Source organism: Streptomyces ossamyceticus (genome assembly GCF_001418475.1).
GTDB lineage: Bacteria > Actinomycetota > Actinomycetes > Streptomycetales > Streptomycetaceae > Streptomyces > Streptomyces ossamyceticus.
This window is the reverse complement of the sequence record NZ_LIQX01000734.1, coordinates 1-3683: the sequence shown is the minus strand read 5'-3', so window position 1 is coordinate 3683 and position 3683 is coordinate 1. Positions and strand designations below refer to the sequence as shown.

Sequence of the window (3683 nt, the reverse complement as noted above, 5' to 3'; positions counted from 1 at the left end):
CCCGGTGGCCCTGTCCCCGCAAGCAGCCAGAAGGGCTTTCCCCGATGACCGTCACCCCCTCCGCGCCCACCGCGGACCAGGCCGAGACCGAAGCGCCCACCGCGTACTCGCTGCGCCGGGGCTCCCTCGGCACCTCCGACATCGCCTTCTTCGTCGTCTCCGCCGCCGCCCCGCTCACCGTCATGGCCGGCGTCGCCCCCCTGGCGATCCTGATGGGCGGCATCGGCGCCCCCGTCGGCTATCTGCTCGCCGGACTCACACTCGCCGTCTTCGCCATCGGGTTCACCACCATGAGCCGCCACGTCCGCAGCGCCGGCGCCTTCTACGCGTTCATCACCCGCGGCCTCGGCCGCCGGGCCGGCATCGGCGCCGCGCTCCTCGCGCTCATCGGCTACAACGGCATGGAGATCGGCGTCTACGGCCTCCTCGGCACCGCCACCCGCGACACGGCCCGCTCCCTGTTCGGCGCCGACGTCCCCTGGCTGCCCGTCGCCCTCCTCGGCCTGCTGCTCATCGGCTACGGCGGCTACCGGTCCATCGACTTCGGCGCCAAGGTCCTCGGCGTCCTCCTCGTCGCCGAGACCGGCATCCTGGTCCTGCTCGCCGGCGCGGTCCTGGTCGACGGCGGCGCCGACGGCCTGTCCCTCGCGTCCTTCGCGCCCGGCAACGTCATGGTCCCCGGCATGATCGCCGTCCTGGCCTTCGCGTTCGCCGCGTTCACCGGCTTCGAGTCCACCGTGATCTACCGCCGGGAGGCCCGCGACCCGGCCCGCACCGTGCCGCGCGCCACCTATCTCGCCGTCGCCTTCCTCGGCCTGTTCTACGCGTTCATCGTGTGGACGGTGATCCAGGCGTTCGGCGACGCGCAGGNNGCCTTCCACAACGCCATCAACCGCTACGGGCTGGCCCTCGCCGAGGAGGGCATCCTCCCGAGGGCCCTGGCCCGCGTCCACCCCCGCCACCGCTCCCCGTACGTCGCCGGCATCGCCCAGACCGTGCTCGGCGCGGCCGTCGTCCTCGCCTTCGCCGCGGCCGGCGCCGACCCGTACATGCAGCTGCTGCTGTGGGTGAACACGCCCGGCATGCTCGCCCTGATGGTGCTGCAACTGCTCGCAGCGATCGCCGTACCGCTCTACTTCCGGCGCCGCGCCCACGGCGAAGGGGCCCTGCGCACGGTCGTCGCGCCCATCGCCGCGGCGGTGCTGCTGACCGGCGCCATCGCCCTGGTCGTCACCCACCTCGACCAGTTCACCGGTGCCTCCACCACCGTCAACACCGTCCTCGCGGCGATCGTCCCCGCCGTCCTCGTCCTCGGTCTCGCCCTCGGGTGGTGGCTGCGCCGGTCCAGGCCCGAGGTGTACGCGGGCTTCGCCGCCGAGCCACCGGCCGACGCCGCCGAATAACCCCCGCCCTCCGTCCGACCCCGCGCAAGGAGACCCCTCCCGATGCCCATCGCCGACCTCGTCATCACCGGCGCCCACGTCCGCACCCTCGACCCGCACCGGCCGCGCGCCTCCGCCGTCGCCGTACGCGACGGGCTGATCGCCGCCGTGGGCGAGGACGCGGACGTACGGGACTGGCGCGGGCCTGACACCGAAGTGGTGGACCTGGGCGGCGGATGGCTGGTGCCGGGCCTGGTGGACGGTCACAGCCACCCTGTGTGGGGCCTGGACCTGGCCACCGGCCTCGACCTCACCGCCGTCCGCGACCTCGACGGACTGCGCTCCGCGCTCGCCTCCGCGCCCCGCACCGACGGCTGGGTCCTCGGCTGGGGCCTGGACCACAACGCCTTGGAGGGCCGCCCCGTCGACCGTGCCCTCGTCGAGGACGTCCTCGACGGCGCGCCCGCCTTCCTCCGCCTGTACGACGGCCACTCCGCCCTCGTCACCGGGGCGGCGCTGCGGGCCGCCGGCATCACCGGGCCGCGGACATTCGTCCAGCGTTCCCACATCGCCGTCGACGCCGACGGACGACTGACCGGACATCTGGTCGAGCACGCCGCGATGGACCTCGTCACGGCGGTGATGCCCCGCGCGACGTACGACGAACGCCGCACCCGGCTGATCGACCTGCTGAACGCCATGGCGGCCACCGGCCTCACCGGCGCGCACGTCATGGACCTCGGCGACCCCGCCCTGATGGACGCCGTGGCACGGGAGACCGTCCTGCCGCTGCGGCTGCGCTTCGCGCCGTGGTGCATGCCGGGCGCCGACGCGGACGACCTCGCGGAACTGATCGCGCTCCAGGGCAGGGGCGGACGGCACTGGCAGGTCGGCGGGGTGAAGTTCTTCATGGACGGCACCGTCGAGGGAGGCACCGCCTGGCTCGACCACCCCGACTGCCACGGCCAGGGCACCGACGCGTTCTGGCCCGACCCGGACGCGTACAGCGACGCCGTACGGGTCCTGCACCGCGCCGGGGTGCGGACGGCCACGCACGCGATCGGCGACGCCGCCGTACGCCATGTCCTGTCCACGGTCGAGTCGCTGGGGCCCGGCGGGCGGCACACGCATCGGGTCGAGCACATCGAGTCGGTGCCCGACGACCTCGTGGCACGGTTCGCCGAGGTCGGGGTCGCCGCCTCCATGCAGCCCCCGCACACCGACTACACCCGTGCCGACCTGTCCGACGCGTGGTCCGCGCGGCTCGGCGAGCAGCGCGCCTCACGGGCCTGGCGGCTGCGGGACCTGCGGGACGCGGGCGTGGTCGTCGCGCTCGGCTCGGACTGGCCGATCGCCCACCATGACGCCCGCGGGGTCCTGGCCACGGCCCGGGCACCGCGCGGCGCCGCGTCCTTGCGGGCCGGGCTCAGCGGACTCCAGGCGCTGGAGGGCTGCACCAGCCACGCGGCGCTCGCGGCGGGCGAGGAGGCGGTCGCCGGACGGATCGCCGCAGGCTACCGGGCGGATCTGACGGCACTGGGCCTCGACCCCGTCGGCGCCCCCGCCGACGAGGTCGCCGAGGCGCCGGTCCTCCTCACGGTGACGGGCGGTCACGTGGTGCACCGGGGGAGCGGGCGGTAGTCCCACCGGGGCCGGGCCGGGCCGCGCGGGTCCGTACCGACCCGGCCCCCGGCGTCGGCGGGTCACCGGTCGCGCAGGTCCTGCACCCGCTTCAGCTTGCCCATGGAGCGCTCCAGGGTCTCCGGGCCGACGACCTCCACCTCCACGGTCACACCCACCCCGTCCTTGACGCCTCCGGTGATCGCGTCGGCCGGGCCAGGTCGGCGAGGGAGCGGCAGTCGTCGGGGCCGACGCCCGCCGCGTCGAACTTCTTCCGGTACAGCTCCCCGTGGTCGTACGCGTGGCGGAGGGTCGCCCGCAGCCGGTCGAGCTGGAGCGCGGCCAGCTCCTCCCCGGTCAGGCGCTCGCCGTCGTCCAGCAGATCGTGGGGGAGCGGTCGGCCCCGGGTTGCTCATCGCGACTCCTTCGTCCGCCCCTCCGAACGGAGCCGACCGAACATTCGGTCACCGTACGTCACGGTCACGGTGTCCATCGGGGCCGTTCCGCTGTGAAGGATCCGTCGCGCCGTCGAGGAGGGGAGAAGGGTCTTGCCCGACCGCCCGAATCACGTCACACTGGCACCGAACGAATGGTCGGTTGGGAAGCTGGTATCGATGACGACGACAGATTCCGCCGGGGCGCCGCCCGAGGACGCGCTCCAGGAGCATTTCGACGCGACGA

3 protein-coding genes and 2 pseudogenes are annotated in these 3683 nt (G+C 74.2%); 3 read left to right on the top strand and 2 right to left on the bottom strand.

Annotation, left to right across the window (positions count from 1 at the left end):
- Window positions 1-44 precede the first annotated feature (44 nt).
- The 3 genes and pseudogenes from AOK15_RS48000 to AOK15_RS37730 all read left to right on the top strand — a co-directional run.
- Window positions 45-870, top strand: a pseudogene (locus AOK15_RS48000) (APC family permease); the annotation flags it as partial.
- Between the two features lie 2 nt (window positions 871-872).
- Window positions 873-1403: amino acid permease (locus AOK15_RS47995; RefSeq protein WP_240508778.1), on the top strand; the 531-nt coding region annotated here is incomplete at its 5' end.
- 42 nt (window positions 1404-1445) lie between these two features.
- The gene (locus tag AOK15_RS37730) at window positions 1446-3023 is read left to right on the top strand and encodes an amidohydrolase (protein WP_055523273.1); all 1578 of its coding nucleotides are present in this window, start codon (window positions 1446-1448) and stop codon (window positions 3021-3023) included.
- A 62-nt stretch (window positions 3024-3085) separates the two neighbouring features.
- On the opposite strand, the gene AOK15_RS45390 is transcribed toward AOK15_RS37730, so the two are convergent.
- Together AOK15_RS45390 and AOK15_RS47990 are read right to left on the bottom strand one after the other, a co-directional pair.
- Window positions 3086-3205 (bottom strand): hypothetical protein, encoded by a 120-nt coding sequence (locus AOK15_RS45390; protein WP_276206255.1) that lies wholly within the window; start codon window positions 3203-3205, stop codon window positions 3086-3088.
- Window positions 3206-3213: 8 nt separating this feature from the next.
- Window positions 3214-3384: pseudogene (locus AOK15_RS47990) on the bottom strand (phenylacetate--CoA ligase); the annotation flags it as partial.
- Window positions 3385-3683 lie beyond the last annotated feature (299 nt).

Coding starts and splice junctions, on each gene's coding strand:
- AOK15_RS37730 (WP_055523273.1), top strand. CDS start 1,446: ATGCCCATCGCCGACCTCGTCATCACCGGCGCCCACGTCCGCACCCTC.